At 47.2% G+C, this 16,025-nt stretch carries 16 protein-coding genes and 2 pseudogenes; 4 read left to right on the forward strand and 14 right to left on the reverse strand.

All coding sequences use genetic code 11. The annotated features are described in order from the left end of the window. Positions 1–387: 387 nt before the first annotated feature. The 3 genes and pseudogenes from GC102_RS40515 to GC102_RS40520 all read left to right on the forward strand — a co-directional run. Positions 388–525, forward strand: a pseudogene (locus tag GC102_RS40515) (transposase family protein); the annotation flags it as partial. An 84-nt stretch (positions 526–609) separates the two neighbouring features. Further along, positions 610–1,005 carry a hypothetical protein gene (locus tag GC102_RS39285; RefSeq protein ID WP_246320717.1) on the forward strand — a complete coding sequence of 132 codons (396 nt, stop codon included), beginning with the start codon at positions 610–612 and terminating at the stop codon, positions 1,003–1,005. After that, positions 981–1,283, forward strand: a complete 303-nt coding sequence (locus GC102_RS40520; RefSeq protein WP_376769345.1) for a transposase — start codon at positions 981–983, stop codon at positions 1,281–1,283. Before GC102_RS39285 ends, GC102_RS40520 begins: the two co-directional genes overlap by 25 nt. Positions 1,284–1,997: 714 nt before the next feature. On the opposite strand, the gene GC102_RS03990 is transcribed toward GC102_RS40520, so the two are convergent. The 11 genes and pseudogenes from GC102_RS03990 to GC102_RS04040 form a co-directional block, all read right to left on the reverse strand. Then, entirely contained in the window at positions 1,998–3,050 is a 1,053-nt protein-coding gene (locus GC102_RS03990; protein ID WP_312883158.1) for a CobW family GTP-binding protein, read from the reverse strand. Positions 3,051–3,139: 89 nt separating this feature from the next. Next, positions 3,140–3,703 carry a hypothetical protein gene (locus tag GC102_RS03995; RefSeq protein ID WP_171688299.1) on the reverse strand — a complete coding sequence of 188 codons (564 nt, stop codon included), beginning with the start codon at positions 3,701–3,703 and terminating at the stop codon, positions 3,140–3,142. A gap of 5 nt (positions 3,704–3,708) precedes the next feature. Further along, positions 3,709–4,872 carry a metallophosphoesterase gene (locus GC102_RS04000; protein ID WP_171688300.1) on the reverse strand — a complete coding sequence of 388 codons (1,164 nt, stop codon included), beginning with the start codon at positions 4,870–4,872 and terminating at the stop codon, positions 3,709–3,711. 38 nt (positions 4,873–4,910) lie between these two features. After that, the gene (locus tag GC102_RS04005; protein ID WP_171688301.1) at positions 4,911–5,591 is read right to left on the reverse strand and encodes an SOS response-associated peptidase; all 681 of its coding nucleotides are present in this window, start codon (positions 5,589–5,591) and stop codon (positions 4,911–4,913) included. Between the two features lie 153 nt (positions 5,592–5,744). Then, positions 5,745–6,215, reverse strand: a complete 471-nt coding sequence (locus GC102_RS04010) for a YhjD family protein (RefSeq protein ID WP_171688302.1) — start codon at positions 6,213–6,215, stop codon at positions 5,745–5,747. Continuing rightward, positions 6,212–7,467, reverse strand: a pseudogene (locus tag GC102_RS04015) (DNA polymerase IV). Before GC102_RS04015 ends, GC102_RS04010 begins: the two are co-directional and overlap by 4 nt. Beyond that, positions 7,460–7,615 carry a hypothetical protein gene (locus GC102_RS04020; RefSeq protein WP_171688303.1) on the reverse strand — a complete coding sequence of 52 codons (156 nt, stop codon included), beginning with the start codon at positions 7,613–7,615 and terminating at the stop codon, positions 7,460–7,462. The pseudogene GC102_RS04015 and the gene GC102_RS04020 overlap by 8 nt, the downstream one beginning before the upstream one ends. Next, complete coding sequence (locus GC102_RS04025) at positions 7,587–7,982, reverse strand: YhjD family protein (RefSeq protein ID WP_171688304.1); 396 nt, start codon at positions 7,980–7,982, stop codon at positions 7,587–7,589. Before GC102_RS04025 ends, GC102_RS04020 begins: the two co-directional genes overlap by 29 nt. A 150-nt stretch (positions 7,983–8,132) precedes the next feature. Continuing rightward, positions 8,133–8,420: a stage VI sporulation protein F gene (locus GC102_RS04030; protein ID WP_171688305.1), complete on the reverse strand. Its 288-nt coding sequence runs from the start codon at positions 8,418–8,420 to the stop codon at positions 8,133–8,135. Between the two features lie 129 nt (positions 8,421–8,549). Continuing rightward, positions 8,550–8,840 carry a DUF1294 domain-containing protein gene (locus GC102_RS04035; RefSeq protein ID WP_246320718.1) on the reverse strand — a complete coding sequence of 97 codons (291 nt, stop codon included), beginning with the start codon at positions 8,838–8,840 and terminating at the stop codon, positions 8,550–8,552. 70 nt (positions 8,841–8,910) lie between these two features. Next, entirely contained in the window at positions 8,911–10,230 is a 1,320-nt protein-coding gene (locus GC102_RS04040; RefSeq protein WP_171688306.1) for an alpha-L-fucosidase, read from the reverse strand. A 186-nt stretch (positions 10,231–10,416) separates the two neighbouring features. Here GC102_RS04040 and GC102_RS04045 point away from each other — a divergent pair, with 186 nt between their 5' ends. Next, complete coding sequence (locus tag GC102_RS04045; RefSeq protein ID WP_171688307.1) at positions 10,417–11,256, forward strand: helix-turn-helix domain-containing protein; 840 nt, start codon at positions 10,417–10,419, stop codon at positions 11,254–11,256. A gap of 81 nt (positions 11,257–11,337) precedes the next feature. On the opposite strand, the gene recG is transcribed toward GC102_RS04045, so the two are convergent. Genes recG through GC102_RS04060 form a run of 3 tightly spaced genes read right to left on the reverse strand, consistent with a single transcriptional unit; the run spans position 11,338 to position 16,013 of the window. Next, positions 11,338–13,383 (reverse strand): ATP-dependent DNA helicase RecG, encoded by a 2,046-nt coding sequence (gene recG / locus GC102_RS04050; protein WP_171688308.1) that lies wholly within the window; start codon positions 13,381–13,383, stop codon positions 11,338–11,340. A 3-nt stretch (positions 13,384–13,386) separates the two neighbouring features. Next, positions 13,387–14,244: a fatty acid kinase binding subunit FakB gene (locus GC102_RS04055; RefSeq protein WP_171688309.1), complete on the reverse strand. Its 858-nt coding sequence runs from the start codon at positions 14,242–14,244 to the stop codon at positions 13,387–13,389. A 35-nt stretch (positions 14,245–14,279) separates the two neighbouring features. Beyond that, on the reverse strand, positions 14,280–16,013 hold the full coding sequence (locus tag GC102_RS04060; protein ID WP_171688310.1) for a fatty acid kinase ATP-binding subunit FakA: 1,734 nt from the start codon (positions 16,011–16,013) through the stop codon (positions 14,280–14,282). Positions 16,014–16,025: the final 12 nt, after the last annotated feature.

Raw genomic sequence — 16,025 nt, forward strand, 5'->3', positions numbered from 1 at the left:
TTTGTTCTAAATCGGCGCTCAGATCCGATAGAATTTATGACTCTCATACTTTGAAATATTATTTTAATCACCGACTTCTTGTATTCTTTCAAAAACAAGTCCTTCCACGAACCATAATCCTCATTTTGATCATATACCCAAACCATAAGATTAAACTCTTTTTGCTGAGACTTTCATTTAAATCTCCTGACTAACTTCCATAATCCCCTGTACCCGTTTTCCGCCTATTTTATGACTAATTGTTACTGCACAATGCCCTGATTAATAATTTCACCCTCATACTTAAAAATACAAAAGAAAGTAGAAATTAGAGTTGATATAAGAACAAATATTCGATATAATAAAATAGAACAAATGTTCTATAATTAATCGAATTGAGGTGTCTTATTGGGGACGAACTTTCATTTACCAAGCACCCTAGAGCAGTTTCAGCAGCAATTCCCCACTGAAGAAACCTGTATAGATTTCTTTTTCTCAACGAAATGGCCCTCCGGTTTTTCTTGTCCTCACTGTGGGCATTCGCATGCCTATATAACAAGTACACGCCGACTCCCTCTTTATGAATGTCTTCAATGCCATCACCAAACATCCCTTACAGCTGGAACTATAATGGCAGGCAGTCGCACGTCTTTACATAAATGGCTCACAGCTATTTTTCTGATATCGCGCACGGAGCAGGGCACGAATGCTGTTGCGCTCTCCAAAATTATTAGTGTCACCTACAAAACAGCCTGGCTCATTCTCCACAAAATTCGTCACGCCATAAGTACAGCAGACCAACGCACATTGCTCTCGGGTATCGTTCAAGTAAACTCAGCTGTTTATGGAAAACCATATAATCCTTACTACCGCAACCATCCACAAGAACACTATCTTCTAGCAGGATCCTCCCTTAGCATTCAGGGCGAACCTTCCTATATCAAACTCAAACTTGTCCCTAAAATACATGTAAAGAAAAGCTTTTTCAACGCTCCGCGACATTGGATTTCACCCAACAACATATAGAATCACATACAAGCAGCATTGAATTTATTACTGGACGCTTTAGTTCCAAGAGATTTCGTACTCTCCTTGCAATCGCTGCACAGGCCGGTAAATCTATTAACAACACTTTCCATGGTATTGGCCAAAAGTATCTACAACATTACCTGGATGAGTTTTGCTATAAGGTAAATCTCACTTTACACGAAGCACCCATCTTTCAGCATTTGACCCACTTATGTACAGTACCTCATGCCAAGTTAATCTCTTTCAATCCCGAAAACACGCCTATGTCCGCCTAACAGCAAGAGTATAACAATGTATCCTTAAGCTGTCCTATCTTGAAAGATAATTAGTTTTGCACTAACCCCCAAGCTATTTGAGGTAATGTTCACTAGGCTTTTTGGTGATATACCAAAGCAGAATACATAAGGGAGTTTTTAGTTATTACTATATCCTTACTACTTTACTGTAGCCTGAGTCAAAGGGATAGTGGGGATAGCGGGCATACTTAGTAGGTGAGAAGTAATAGGATACTACTCAAGCGTTAGGCAATTAATGATAAATTATTTAAATAATGGTCTAAGCACTCTCTTCTCTTCCATCTTTCTCACTCTCTTTTTACTTTTTTTATTCTTATTTACTCTTCCATCTTTTCCTCTCGCTCTCTTATTAACTTTTCTTTTCTTTCCTCTTCATTCCATCCTCTCCATTCACTCTCTTATTTACTCTTATTTACTCTTATTTACTCTCGCTTACTCTCCTTACTATCCTTTATTTCCCTTTACCTCCTTCCTTCAACACCTGAGCCAAGGGGATAGTGATCATAGTCCTCCGTTAGAAAATAGGTATGACCCACGTAACAAGTAACCCTAATCACACGCTTCCCTACTATCTGAGCCAAAGGGATAGTGGCTACAGTATCCCCTTAGGCTATATCCAACCCTTTTGTTACTAAGACTATATAAAAAAGAATCCTCAGCTTGATCGCTGGGACTCTTTTGGCATTGAATTGCTTATTTAGCAGCTACCTCGGATAGGGATTCCAGTTTTAGCAATTCTGTTCGGACTGCGTCTTTGGAGAAATTCTCTCCTATAAATACGGCAACGTCCGGCACATCGCCTTTGGGAGTGATTTTGACGAAATCCATTTCTCTGTAGGCGTACTGGAATAAGAACCGACTTGAGGTATCGGAAAAACTGAGAATCCCTTTAGCACGGTAAACCTCTTGCGGTAGCTTACTGACAAATTCTTCGAATGCGTTGCTATCTACTGCCCGCTCAAAAAAGTGCGTATACGCCATCACATGATTGTGAGAATGATGATGGTGATTGTCGTTCGCATGATCATGGTCGGTGTCATTATGTTTTGCGTTAAGATGTTGTTTCTGCCCTTGCTCTTCTTCCAGCATTTCGATGAGTCTCATGTCGATTTGGCTGAACACGGTGTAGTGTACAGATGCATATGGATTCCATTCGCGTACAAGTGCATCTACTTCCTGAAGCGCCGCTTCCTGTAATAGGTCTGCCTTGTTCAGTAAAAGTAAGTTCGCACAACGGATTTGTTCCTGCATAAGCCGGTAGGTCTTGCCTCGGCTTGTCCGGCTTAGCTCCAGCAGTTGCGGTGCATCTACTACGGTGATGACTGCTTTGAGCTCCACTGGGAGTATAAGCGAAGCATCTGTTACTTCATCAATGATTTCCATTGGATTAGCGATACCTGTGGATTCTATGAAAATCAGGTCAGGCTGTTCCTCAGTTACAAGTTCTTTGAGCGCAGTCGCAAGATCACCTCGGCTCGAACAACAAATGCAGCCGCCCAGCAGCTCGGACATCGGTACTTCATTGGCAATTAACTGCCCATCCAGGTTAACTTCACCAATCTCATTCATGATGACCGCGGGTTTACGTCCCGCTTCGGTAAAATGATCAATTGCCTTCGTTAATAAGGTTGTTTTTCCGCTTCCGAGGAACCCGGATAATACATACACGGTAACTCTTTGGTGTGTTGCCATACTCATTCTACCTCCGCCAAGCAGTATGATTGCAAATGCTTCTAACCTGCTCATAATTGATTTCTCTTCTATTATTCGTAATTATTACCTTTAAGTCAAGAGGAGACAACATTTCCGTAGACTTGGGCATGTTGATTCCTTGATTATGTTTCTGTTATTTCAGAGGACTTTTGCTTCACTTCGAATTTTGTAAAAAGGATCGGCCATTTCCCTACAAGCTGGACAAGAAAGGGAAATAGCTTGACCCACAACAGGCTGTTTACCCGATCGGTTGGCTTGAGCGGAAGCTCTAATCGATCGTAGAGGATTGTAGCAGCTTCTTCGACAAGTGCTAGCGCCAGGTCCGTGGGAGCAGCTGCGTTGACTGCTTCCAAACGCGGAAGATAGTGCTGACTGATGGATTCCGATAATTGATGCTCAGACAAGTTGTTTGAACCCATTACTTCCCCCATCCCTAAGCTGACGAGACGTGCAACGTCTGCATCGAAAGCATGAGGAATGCAGTAAATTTCTAACGCTAAAGCTGCTATGTATATCTCCCTTAATAACTCGTCTTCTTTAGACTCGGATAAAATGGGCTCTTTTAGGTAGGCCGCAACGACCGGTTTGATTGTATCCCAGCTATTTTCTATGCTTTTCATTGTAAACTGCATCATAGCTGCAGCTAGTTCTATGGGTGTAATTTGTTTTCTTTCTGCCTCTTGCATGCTGCTTAACCCTCTTCTCTCTCGTTACTTTTAAAATGAATGGTGAGTTCAATAATTTCTGAGCGGCTGCCTAGACGAATAGGCGGTCCCCATGTACCAAAACCTGAGGAAACAATAGCATGAAGGTTACCTTTGCGCAAGTAGCCCCAATCAAGCTCAAAGAGCCTTCTTGTTATAAGGTGATTAGGTGCCATTTGGCCTCTATGCGTATGACCTGATAGCATCACATCTGCACCAGCATCGGCTGCTTTGTCTAGGTGGTAGGGCTGATGATCCATCACGATTATAGGCTGTCTGAGATCTGTGCCCTCCAGCAATGTAGCCAGCGCCTTACGTCCATCAGGCGTTCGCTCGGCCGCTTTGTCTTTTCTCCCAACGATGTAAAGACGTTCCTTGATATGAACGGTTTCGTCCATGAGCACACGAATGCCGATCTGCTTCATTTGCTCCACGAAGGCAGGAATATGTCCGCCAATGTACTCATGATTACCGAGCACAGCATAAATCCCTAGTGGAGCTTGCAGTTCTCGCATGGTTTTACCCATATTATAGCGGATAAATGGCTTAATATCATCGTCAATGACATCCCCCGGCAAAAGAATCAAGTCCGGTTTTAAGCCATTGACTTGCTCTACAAGCTTACGCAGATGGCGGTTTCCGACAATTGAGCCCAGATGGATGTCGGAGGCTACTGCGATGCGAAGCTGCTCCCAGTCTCCCGCTTTTTTGGGAACTGTAATGTCATATCTGCGTATAATAGGGCTTCGCGCATTATAAGAACCACGAATCATAGCGATGAGTATAATCCCTACATTTATCCAACCGAGAATCGGAACGTATGTACTTGAAGGAATGGATGCCAGATGGAATGCACCTATCGCCAAATCAGTAAACGGCAGCAGCAGAACTCCAAATTGCATGATGGCAAACCAGTAGGAGCCGATAATTTTTAATAGTCGGGACACGCCGGCAGGCAGCACCCGCGAGCTTACCCATGTTAATAAATACGATAAGGCGACAACCCAGAAAACAATCCAATATAGCCCAGGATGAAACCAAGAACCTAGTTGGTCCGATAAAAAGACACTGCCGTGCCAACCAATGTAGCCATTCACACCAAATACAATAGCAAATATGAGTGTGATGCTTATTGCCATGCGAGTTTTCATGTCGTTAACTCTCCCATTCTGCTCTTACAATTCCTCCTCTAAAGGAGGAGGCTTAACGGCTCGATACATAGCTCATCGTCGTTACGCACATTGCCCACTCGGCTCGATACGGGGTAAGCAAACATTTGATCAGACGGATACGGTTGCAATAATGGTCGTAGCGTGTTGGTGTTGGTGATGCTGCGATCCAACCAAACTGCCTCCATCTCTCTCGGCAAAATGACCGGCATACGCTCATGAATATCCGTCATCATTTCGTTCGCTTCTGTTGTAACGACGGTGCATGTAGAAATGCGCGTGCCATCCGGAGATGTCCACGTGTCGTACAGTCCTGCCATACTAAAAATGTCCTTGCTGCGCAGCATAATACGCATCGGCTGCTTATGCTTACCCGTCCCTTTCCAGTCGTAGAAGGAATCGGCCGGAATCAGGCAGCGCTTACGCTCAAACGGCTTGCGGAAGGCCGGCTTGTCCGCGATCGTCTCAGCTCGTGCATTGAGCATCTGGTAACCTAGTTTCTCATCCTTCGCCCACTCTGGAACGAGCCCCCAGCGCAGCTCACCAAGTTTATTCTTCTCCCCGTCATGGACGATAGCCATGACTTGCTGTCCAGGTGCTACATTATATCTGGGGCTGTATCTTCCAGAATATTTGTAATAAATATCATAATGAAGCATAAGCTCCTCTAGCGTCACAGTGATCGTATAGCGTCCGCACATTAGTGCACATCTTCTCCTTTGCACGATTCTCCCACATGAGAACTAATTCTTTTAGCTGCTGCAACATTCTTCCTCCATTATGAGAAAAAGAATTACTCACGTCAATTCGCGAAAGCCCGAGGAAGATTTCTCCACGGGCTTTCATTCTTCTGGTTATTTTTCATTTGCTACTCGGCCGATAATTTCTTTTATATATTTTTTCAACTGGACACTGATTTCCGAACGCATAACATCACGAGTCATCCCAAAACGATCCTCATAACCTCGACATAGAAAACGGTGATACACGACCAATTCCGCATGTTCGTCACTAATGATTTTTATGTTACGCTTAGTCAATTCACGCCGTATATCATACATGTCACTGCTTATTTTGTTCATGACCACTTGACCACTTGCTAGATAAAGCTGCTTTAAAAGGTTAGGACTACTCTTAATGTCATCTACGCTCTTTTGTACTATCGTAAGCATGTGGGGTAATAAGATGTAGTCACGAATCATATTGAGCTCCTCTGATGTGGGGCGAGACGTTTTTTTGGGATCATTTCGACTTTCATATTCCTCTTGATGTTCGGTGAGTAGCATCTTTGATTTCCAACGCTCATTACCGTCTAGTTTGCTCATTTGTAATGACCTCCGATCTGTTCCGCTCGTTCTCGTGCTACTCCGGCCGTTAATAAAGAGGATGCCCGCATAATAGCGGCGCTGCCAAATCGATCTTTGATTTCATCAGTCGCTTTTTCCAAGCCGTATGCTTTCTCACGGTCCTCGAATAGAGTAAGCTGGTAAACGCTATCGTCCACCAATTGTGTGAGTGATATATGCAAGTGACTTACGGGCATTCCACTCCAATATTTATGAAATATCCCGAGCACTGCTGCCGCTACTTCATGAGAGAGCGAAGTAGCTTGCTGCAGTGTTACCTGCCGACTAAACCCTGTAGACCGTACCCCATCGGTCTCCGCTGCACCAACGGTCACCACATGGCCCATGTATCTATGTCTCCTACTGCGGCGACAGACCTCCACGACCAACTCTAAAAGCACAACCTCAATATCTTCAAGCTTACGATAAAGGCTGCTTCGCAGCGCCTTACCATGGCTAATAGATTTCAGTTTGTTACGAATACTCGGTACGACCGGGCTAGGATCGATGCCCCGCGCCGTCTGCCAATAGTACTCCGCTTGAATATCGCTTTGCTTTCCCATCTCCCAACGCATGCGTCGTTTGAAATCGGCCAAATCCAATCGTGCTATGTCACCAATCGTGTTAATCCCATTCTTATAAAATGACGAGTCATTCGCGATGCGACCATAAACATTTGGTGTACGGGCAGCGGCCACAAATCAGATTCAATATTGTCAAAGCCTAGTTTGAAGATACCTTCAGGCCTTTTTTTCGCGAAATTGTCCGTTGCCATCTTGGCCAATATTTTTGTTGGTCCGATTCCGCAGCGAGTCCAGACCCCAGTTGATAGCAGCACGCGAGATTGAATTTGCAGTGCGATCTCTTCCGGAGAACCAAAACATGAAGTAGAGCCGGTAACATCGAGAAATTGTTCATCTATGCTGTACGGCTCAACCTGATCAGTAAAAGACTCAAAGATCTCAGTAATGAATAGGGATATGGTAATGTAGGTTTGCATCCGCGGTCGAATGATGTTCAAATTCGGGCATTTAGCAAGCGCCTCACCTACCCTTTCAGCCGTTGTCACTCCATGAAACTTGGCGACTGGGCAAGCCGCGAGAATGATGCCTGATCGGCGTGAAGGATCGCCTACGGCTACCGGTTTATCTTTTAGCTCAGGATGAGCGGCCTTTTCGATTGAAGCGTAGAATGATTGGCCGTCGACCAGAAAAATCGTCCTTTCAGGCATAGCGCTTCACTTCCTGTATAGCCATGATCCGATCGATCCGAAAAACACGAGGCGCTTTTGCGGTAAAACAAAATGCTTTAATCATGTCCACTTTTACGTAATCAACACGTATATGTCGCTTAGTCCCGCCGTGGCGATCTTTGCTCACCGCAATCCCCCCGCATATTCATGAGCGTGGTCATAAGCTCAGCCTTGACCAAGCTGCGAAGCATCGTGAAATGATGAATGTAGCCTCGGACTTTGTACTCTACGTTAATGCCTAAGGCATTCATTTCGGTATGGATAACTTTAATATCTCGTTTCTTCATCTGGCTCTTAATACTTTGCAATTCCGGATAAATAGCCATTTCAACCTCTCTGAGATAAAAAAGAATATGATTGTACACGATTTTGTCTTTATAAACCTTGAGCTCCTCCATGTCCCTTGCCAGCATATCGAGCAAAATGGGCAGCAGCGTGTATTCTTTGATAATGTGAACATCCTCTTCTGTCTCAATTCTTGAACCAACACTCATATTCTCACCACCATATGCGAACATATATTCGTGTTACTTATTATATACCGAACATGTATTCGTTATGCAAGTAAATTTTTCTGGAAACAAAAAAAGCCACTTAATGGGGTATCTTCAACCCTGTAAGCGGCTCAGCTCATTTTACTTAGTTTATCGAAACATGGACCATAGTTTAATCAGGTGAAAGGCATTGTTAGGATCAATCTTTTGGGCTAGGATAAACTCGAGAATTTGGTTCGTTTGGCTTCCGCTTAGCTTCTCACCGAGAATGCCGGCGGCAAGTCCTATTAAGCGCGTAACCTTGGTATGATTTTGTAAATCAGCCTTCGTAACACCCTGCAGCAGCATTTTAATGCGTTCCTTGATCTCTGGATTTTTCATCTTGAACTTTACGCGCTCTACGAGCGCAGGATCGATGCCATAATGGTGATAGCTCATGTTCGCACCTCCGATAACCTGTCATGCTCCTATCTTATGAGTAAACGCATGCAAACTTGACTAGGACTCCTGTATAAAACAAGAAAACAGCTGCCGCTGCCGGCAACTGTCTCCTATTTTTTGCTATTGCTACATATAAATCGCGACCATGATGACACATAGGCTATTTAGCGCAACAAGCAGCGGCATGCCAATGACGAATGAGGTATGTTTCGTTTTATGGCGCCAAACCCGCATACCGAGCCAGCCGCCAATCCCGCCACCGAGAGCAGCCAGTATAAAAAGACGTTTTTCAGGTACTCTACGCCCGCCTTTTTTGGCTTGTCCCTTGTCATGTCCCATTTCTATGAACGTAATGATATTCATCAGCAGTAAATAACAGAGGAAATAAGTCAAAGTTCCATACACCTTCGTTTCCAAAAAAATAGTAAGCCTCTACTATCATCTTAAAAGCGAATGCGGGCACGGTCAAATGTTAATTTATTTCCTTCTAGAGTAACTCCAACTCCACAACGGTAGCTCTTTGATCCGGCAGCGGATAGCTGGAGTGCTCAGGTCTAGCGAAACTAATGAACGCATCATCCGGATACTGAGCGGCATTCCAAGGACGACTTAGGAATAGCTCGGAACCGTCAGATAGCAGCCTTGCTTTCTTCACCTTACCAGCCAACCCGTTCAAGTTAATGGGACCTACACTTTCCTCAAACAAGTGGGCATACAGCAGATTGCCCTTTTGCGTATACCTGCCCCACTCAGGTTTCGGTAAGTAGGCTTGCCCGCAGCCGTAAATGCTGTCCCCATTTTTCTGAACCCAATTGCCGATCTCTGCCAAAATGTCCAGCGACTCCTTCGGAATCTCTCCGAGCGCATTCGGACCCACATTCAAGAGCAGATTCCCATTTTTGCTGACACACTCTATCAGCTTCCGGATAAGGGTAGTTGAGGATTTATATTGGAAATCTTGGGCTGCGTATCCCCAGTTATTATTCAGAGTGATACAAGCTTCCCATGGAAGCGAATTGCCCTCGTCATCCGTCACGCCTTGCGGCGGAATGATCTGTTCCGGTGAAGCAAAGTCTCCCGAATAGCTGAGCGGATTTTTAGTGAAAATAGTTCCGCCTTCTTCACCGCTTGCGTCCAATCGGTTGTCTACGATGATATGTGGTTGCAGAGATCGAATCATCGCCATCAGCTCGGTTGCTTTCCACGTCTCACCCTTCATGCGATCATAGGAGAAGTCGAACCACATAACATCCAACTTACCATAGTTCGTCAGCAGCTCTCTTACTTGGCCATGCATGTACTGAAGGTACCGATCGAACGTCTCCGGATTTCTTGTGTAATTCTCATTATCTCGCATCGGATGAATGCGATCCCCATAAGCCGGATAATCTTCATGATGCCAATCGATTAACGAATAATAGAGCCCCACCTTTAAGCCTTCCGCCCGAAACGCTTCAATAAATTCGCGAACCAAATCTCGCCCGGCCCGTGTATTCGTTGACTTATACTCAGTGAGAGCGCTATCAAATAAACAAAACCCGTCATGATGCTTCGCCGTCAATACCGCATATTTCATACCCGCTTGCTTCGCCGCACGCGCCCACGCCTTAGGATCATAACGGACAGGATCGAATTCATCATAATACGTTTGATAGTCCTCTACCGAAATACGCTCGACGCTGCGCACCCATTCTCCTCTAGCTGGAATGGCATACAGTCCCCAATGAATAAACATACCGAATCGATCCTGCAGAAACCACTGCGTACGCTCTGTTCGTTCTTGAATAATCGGATGATTGCTTGTCATCAGGTACACACCTTTCGTAATTAAATGCGTGTTTAAAAAGTCCACTTTCAGAACCGAGAAGGCCCCGACGAAGTCCTTTTAAACAACCTCTTAAAACTTCACAGCTTTAGTCTACCAAGCCTGTGCTATAATAGACAGGTACGAAACTAACCTTAATCAAGATATAATTAACATTCTCAGGTGAACATGATGATGAATACGCAGCAAATTACATTCCTATCGGACCTTCTGCAGAACCTACAGATCCACATTTTAGAAGCTCATCTTACGCAGTGTACCACCTCGTGGAAGGAGCTTAATTTTACACCAGAGCATAATAAGCTATATTGGATTCTGGAAGGCGAAGGCTGGGTTAAGGTTGACCATCAAGAGCTTAATCCTATGCCCGGTCAGCTATGTCTGCTTCCTGCCCACGCGCTCCATTCTTATTCCACGATCAGCGATCGTCCTTATTTAAAATATTGGTGCCACTTCACGGCACATATCGGTTCTTTTGATTTATTTCAATGGCTGGATATTCCTTTGTTCATCCAAATTCGCAATGTCGAACAGATGACGGCATGGTTTCAGGAGCTTGCCACCTTGCATCATGAACCGTCACTAACTTCGCGTTTACGGGAAAAAGCGATCCTACTGCAAATCGTATCCAGCTATTTGGAAGCGGTTCCTGTACAGGTACTGCAAAAACGTACCGATGAAATGGACCGACTCGGCCAATTACGGCAATTCATTGAGCAGAATCTTCATAAGAGCATCACTGTGGAACAAATGGCCAAGTCCGTTCACCTGCACCCCAATTACTTGATCAAATATTTTAAAAAGCACTTTGGCATGCCCCCAGTCAAGTACATGCAGCGCAAGCGCATCGACAAGGCCAAATTTCTGCTCACGACTACGTCGCTCAGTATGAAAGAAATTGCCGAGCAGACTGGTTATGAGGATACGAACCATTTCGCGAAAAGCTTCCGCAAAGATACCGGCTTTCCACCTACGGAATATCGGATGAATGTGCGGGGTAAAGGATAAAACAGTAAAAAAAACGCTAGGATCAGCGACTGACAGTATCATCAGTCCATCCTAGCGTTTTTATTTATTTTAGTTATAAGATTAGTCCAACACTTCGCTGTCAAAAATATGAGAGCGCTGCAAGTAGGCCCTCAGCGGCATGAATGAGGCGCCCGTCCAGAAGGACGAGTCACCGACAAGCTCAGCCGCATCATCGCGTGCCTGCTCCATGACTTCGAAGTCCGCCATCATGTCGGCGATCCGGAACTCCGGCAGCCCGCTCTGCTTCGTGCCGAAGAAGTCCCCCGGCCCGCGCAGCTCTAGATCGCGCCGGGCAATCTCGAAGCCGTCGGTCGTTTCGGTCATCGCCTTCATGCGCTCTTTGCCGACCTCGGTCTTCGGGTCGGCGATGAGCACACAGAAGGACTGGTGCTCGCCGCGGCCCACCCGCCCGCGCAGCTGATGCAGCTGCGACAGGCCGAAACGGTCGGCGTCGTAGATCACCATCAGCGTGGCGTTCGGCACGTCCACGCCAACCTCGATGACCGTGGTCGACACGAGTGCCTCCACGGTGCCTTCCTTGAATGCGCGCATGATCGCTTCCTTCTCTTGCGCGCTCATTCGCCCGTGCAGCAGGCCGATCCGCATGTGCGGGAAATGCTGCTGCAGCTGAATGTGGACGTCGATGGCATTCTGCACGTCCAGCTTGTCCGACTCTTCGATGAGCGGACAAATGATATAGGCCTGCCGCCCTGCGGCGACCTCGCGCTGGATGAAGCCGAGCACACGCTCCAGCATCGCGTGCTGAACTGCGTACGTCTTGATCGGCTTACGCCCCTTCGGCAGCTCACGCAGCGTCGAAACGTCCATGTCGCCGAAGGCCGTAATCGCCAGTGTACGCGGAATTGGCGTCGCCGTCATCGTCAGCACGTCAGGGTTCATGCCCTTACGCCGCAGGATACTGCGCTGGTTCACCCCGAAGCGGTGCTGCTCGTCCGTCACGACAAGCCCCAGCTGGCGGAAGTAGACGTCCTCTTGAATGAGGGCATGCGTGCCGACCAGCACATCGATCATGCCCATCTGCAAGGAGGCCAGCAGATCCCGCCGCTGCCGATCGGTGGAGCTGCCTGTCAGCAGCGCAACCTGCAGCCCGTAGGGCTCGAACAAGCTGTCCAGCGAGCGCTTGTGCTGCTCAGCCAGAATCTCCGTCGGCACCATCAGCGCGCCTTGGTAGCCGGCCTTCACCGTCGCGTAGAGGCCTATGGCCGCGACGATCGTCTTCCCCGCACCGACATCGCCTTGCAGCAGTCGGTTCATGGCGTACGGCTCCTGCATATCGTGCAGGAGCTCGCCAACGACCTTCTTCTGCGACTCCGTCAGCTGGAAGGGGAGCGCGCGCACGAAGGCGCGGACAGCAGGCAAGTCCACCTGCTGCTGAAGCCCGTCCGCGCGGCTGCGCGTCACGGCGCGGTAGGCCTGCAGCTTGAGCTGGAATAGGAACAGCTCCTCATACACCATGCGCCTGCGCGCCTGCTTGCCTTCCTCCACACCGCTCGGCGTGTGGATGACAGCTAGCGCCTTGCTGCGCAACATAAACCCATACCTGCCGGTAATGCCAGCCGGCAGCACTTCACTGATCATGGCGCTGTACTGCGTCAGCGCCTGCTGAATGACCTTACGCATCCACTTCTGCGTAACAGAGCCTACAACCGAATACACCGGCTGTATGGTGCCGGTATTGGAATCGCCTTGTCCGGGAAACTCCGAATCGGACACGCTCATTTGTCTGCGCTTGCCATCCCATTTGCCGGTGAGTATAATCTCCTGCTGCGGCCGCAAGCGGTCCTTCAAGAAGTGGCGGTTAAACCACACCGCCGTCAGCAGGAACTCATCGACCATCACCTTGCAGGATAGTCGGGACTTGCCGCTGTAGCGCTGCAGCACCGGCTCTCCGATGATATAACCCTTCACAGTGACGCGGTCGCCGTCCTTCACACTAGCTAAATCACGTACCGTGTAATCCTCATACCGAAACGGCACATATTCCAGTAAATCCATAACCGTAAAAATGCCCATGGAATTGAGCTCAAGTGCCTTCTGAGCGCCCACTCCATGGACTTCGCGTACTTCGAATTGATTCAAATCCATATCTTACACCGTACTCACGAACGCTGCGATGGTGCCTGGTCCAGCGTGTGCGCCAATAACAGGTCCCAATGTAATGTAGTCAACATGCTCCACAACAAATTGCTGCATGATGGCTGCGCGCAGCTGCTCCGCACCTTCCAAATTGTTTGCATGAGCAATGTGTAAACTACGGATTGTCTTACCCGATACATCCGTCGCCAATAGCTCTAGGATTCTAGCAACCGCTTTTTTGTGACCGCGAACTTTATCAATCGCAGCTACTTCGCCCGCTCGATCCAGAGAAAGAATGGGCTTTATGTTTAGCAAAGAACCGAAAAGAGCAGATGCTTTGCCGATTCTTCCACCTTTTTGCAAAAATTCTAGCGTATCTACGAGGAAGTATATGTAAAAGTTCTCTCTCATCGTTCGTACAAGCTCTAAAATCTCATCGACACTTTGCCCCGCCTTAGCTGCTCGGGCAGCAGCTACAGCAAGAGCGCCAATCCCATAGGAAGCCGAGCAGGAATCGAACACATGAACCTTGCCTGACGAGTCCTCCAGCATCGTGGAAGCCAGCAGCGCTGATTGATACGTTCCGCTCAACACAGATGCCAAATGAATCGAAATAACCTCCGTATTGGGCTCTTCAAGCAGTCGCTGATACAAGTCCAAAAACTCCGCAGGAGACGGCTGTGACGTTCTGGGAAAGTGAGGTGACGAGGTCAGTTTCGGATAAAACTCCTCAGACTGCAGCGTCACCGTATCTAAATATTCTTCATCTCCAAAATGAATCTTGAGAGGCACCATCTCGATGTTAAGTTCTTGTCTGAGTGCCAAAGGTATGTCGGCCGTGCTGTCCGTTACGATACGAATGTTTGTCAACAGGGCTCACTCCATTTCACGAATTTACTCCACGGCTATTCAACGGAAAACAGGTACGCATACAAAGGCTGTCCGCCAGGATGGAGCTCAATTTCTATTTCGGGATAAGCCGCTTGAATGAACGCCTCCAGCTCCTCCGTCTCTGCATCGACCGCATCTTCTCCGGTGAGGATAGTGACAATTTCGCTGCTTTCTTCAATCATTTCCTCCAGCAGCTTCTTACAAGCATCCAGGAGACTCGGCTGTGAAGATACAATGCGCCCATCTTGAATGCCAATAAAATGACCCTGTTTGATGTCAATACCGTCCATGTTCGTATCGCGCACAGCGTAAGTAACTTGGCCCGATTTTACACGTCGAAGTGATTCACTCATGGCTTCCGTATTTGTTTTGGCATCCGCCTTCTCTTGGAACGCCAGAATGGCTGCAAGACCCTGCGGAATCGATTTAGATGGGATCACAATCAACGTTTTGTTGTCTACCAGTTGGGTAGCTTGCTGCGCAGCCAAAATAATGTTGGAATTGTTAGGCAGCACATAAATGGTGTCTGCATCAATACTGTTAACCGCATTCACAATATCTTCAGTGCTTGGGTTCATCGTTTGTCCACCAGACAGAACGACATCGACGCCTACACTAGACAAAATATCGGTAATGCCATCACCTAGAGCAACTGCAACGAAACCATACGGCTTGCTTGGCGTTACAGCTGTGGCCGTGGTAGAAACAGGAGCTTCGTACCCTTCGGACATATCTTCCAATATATGTGAATGCTGATCGCGCATATTTTCAATTTTGATACGGCTCAGAGCACCGTAATTCATGGCTTGGTTCATTACTTCCCCCGGGTATTCAGCGTGAATATGAACCTTCACCAACTCGTCATCGGCTACAACCAGCAGCGAATCCCCCAACTTGCTCAGTTGATCACGGAACGTGCCTTCATCGAAAACTAGTCCTTTGACCTTGCCTGGAGCAATCGTCAGCATAAATTCCGTGCAGTATCCGAATTCGATGTCTTCCGTGGCCAAATGTGCCTGTGCGGGAAGATGTGCGTGCACTTCCTTAGCTAGATTCATACCGGGAACGAGTGAAACCCCACCAAGTGTTGTATCCATCGTTGCATAGTCATCGTTCACTTGAACCAGACCGCCGCTTAACGCCGCTACAAAGCCTTCATAGACACATACAAGCCCTTGTCCGCCTGCATCTACCACACCGACCTGTTTGAGCACAGCAAGCTGCTCAGGCGTTCTAGCGAGGGCTTCCTTCGCTTTGCCCAGAACCTCCTGCATGAGATCAAGCAGGTCGCTTCCACGTCGATACTGTGCGGCATGCTTTGCTGCTTCTTTCGATACCGTCAAAATCGTTCCTTCTACCGGCTTCACAACAGCTTTGTAAGCTGTCTCAACGCCTTGCAGCAGTGCGCCCGCGAATTGCTGTACATTTACATGCTCAAGATCATGCACATGCTTCGCGAATCCGCGAAACAGCTGTGACAAAATAACCCCTGAGTTGCCTCTTGCGCCCATCAGTAACCCTTTGGACAATGCATCAGCTGCTTTCCCAATATGGGAGGATGGCTTCTTTTTAAGTTCCTCACAACCCGCAGTGAGTGTCAAATTCATGTTGGTGCCGGTATCTCCGTCGGGTACAGGAAAAACGTTCAATCCATTAACCTTATCTACATTTCTGCGAAGGTTATCCGCACCCGCCAAGACCATGGCAGTGAAGTCATTTCCATTTATTGAAATAAAGCGCTTACTCAAAGTGATTCCCCT

The organism is Paenibacillus germinis, assembly GCF_013141785.1.
Taxonomy (GTDB): domain Bacteria; phylum Bacillota; class Bacilli; order Paenibacillales; family NBRC-103111; genus Paenibacillus_E; species Paenibacillus_E phytorum.